This window comes from Streptomyces sp. NPDC001027, assembly GCF_040299045.1.
Classification (GTDB): Bacteria; Actinomycetota; Actinomycetes; order Streptomycetales; family Streptomycetaceae; genus Streptomyces.
In genome coordinates, this window is sequence record NZ_JBEPBI010000571.1 from 1 (window position 1) to 1,456 (window position 1,456).

2 protein-coding genes are annotated in these 1,456 nt (G+C 71.2%); both read right to left on the minus strand.

Translation table 11 applies throughout. The features are described from left to right. On the minus strand, window positions 1-137 hold a 137-nt coding region (locus ABT300_RS43980), incomplete at its 3' end, for an acyl-CoA dehydrogenase family protein (RefSeq protein ID WP_351688775.1). Window positions 138-177: 40 nt separating this feature from the next. Continuing rightward, window positions 178-1,377 carry a CaiB/BaiF CoA transferase family protein gene (locus ABT300_RS43985; RefSeq protein WP_351688773.1) on the minus strand — a complete coding sequence of 400 codons (1,200 nt, stop codon included), beginning with the start codon at window positions 1,375-1,377 and terminating at the stop codon, window positions 178-180. Window positions 1,378-1,456: the final 79 nt, after the last annotated feature.

Sequence of the window (1,456 nt, forward strand, 5' to 3'; positions counted from 1 at the left end):
TGCTCGATCAGGGCTTCGGGGTAGGTGTTCGCGTGTTCCAGTTCCCGGACGACCGGCTTCACCTCCTTGTCGACGAAGTCGCGCACCGTGCGGACGATGAACTGCTCGTCCTCGGCGAGGATGTCGAGGGTGCTCATGCGGGGGACTCCTTGTGTTCCGGATGTGTCCAGATGCGCTTCAGATGACGCTGTCGGCCCTGAGGCGGTCGATGTCGGCGCTGCCGTATCCCAGTTCGGCCAGGACGGTCTCGGTGTGCTCCCCGGCTGCGGGCACCGGGCCCATGCGCGGGGCGGTTCCCGCCAGGTCGACCGGCGGCAGCAGCGCGGGCACCACGGCTTCCCCGGGGATCCGTACGTCGCGCCATCGGCCTCGTTCGCTGAGCACCGGGTGGGCCAGGAACTCCTCGATGTCGTTCACGCCCGAGTTGGCGATTCCGGCCTCGTCCAGCAGTCTGGTCACGTCTTCGCTGTTCAGCTCGCCGAACCGCTCGGCCACGATCGCGTTCAGCTCCGTGCGGCGGCCGACGCGGGCCGAGCCGGTGGCGAACCGCGGGTCCGTGACAAGCCCCGGCCGGGCCAGGAACCGCTCGCACAGGGCCGCCCATTCGCGCTCGTTCTGGATGGAGAACAGCACGTCCTTGCCGTCGGCGCAGGCGTAGGCGCCATAGGGGGCGATGGTGGCGTGCTGGGCGCCGATGCGCGGGGGCTGGGCGCCGCCGTAGCGGGTGTAGTAGGCGGGCTGGCTCAGCCACTCGGCCAGGGCCTCGAACAGCGACACCTCCACGGCCCGTACGGCGCCCTTGGCCGCCCGGGCGAAAAGGGCGGTGAGGATGCCGGAGTAGGCGTACATGCCTGCGGCGATGTCGGCGATCGATATCCCGACGCGAGCCGCCCCGTGCTCGTTGCCGGTCAGCGAGACCAGGCCGGTCTGGCACTGGATCAGGAGGTCGTAGGCCTTGCGGTCGGCCCAGGGGCCGCTGGTCCCGTAGCCGGAGACGGAGCAGGGGATCAGGGAGGGGAAGCGCTCGGCGAGGGCTCCGGCGCCCAGGCCCATCCTCGCCGCCGCGCCCGGCGCCAGGTTCTGCACGAACACGTCGGCTCCGGCGAGCAGCTGGTCCAGGATCCTGCGGCCCGCGTCCGACTTCAGGTCGAGCGTGACGGATTCCTTCGACCGGTTGAGCCACACGAAGTAGCTGGACTCGCCGTGCACCGTGGTGTCGTACCGGCGGGCGAAGTCTCCCCCGCCGGGCCGCTCCACCTTGATGACCCGGGCGCCGAGATCGGCCAGCTGGCGGGTGGCGAAAGGAGCGGCCACCGCCTGCTCGATGCTGACGACGGTGATGCCGGCCAGCGGCGGTTCTTCGGGGTGCTCGGTCATGAGGCGGCCTCCAGAAGAGGGCGAAAAGGGTACGCATCCCGGGCCCCGGGCCCCGGGCCCCGGGGCCCGGCGGGGGGTG

Excerpts from the sequence above, each read along its gene's own strand:
- ABT300_RS43985 (WP_351688773.1), bottom strand. The coding sequence starts at position 1,377 with ATGACCGAGCACCCCGAAGAACCGCCGCTGGCCGGCATCACCGTCGTC.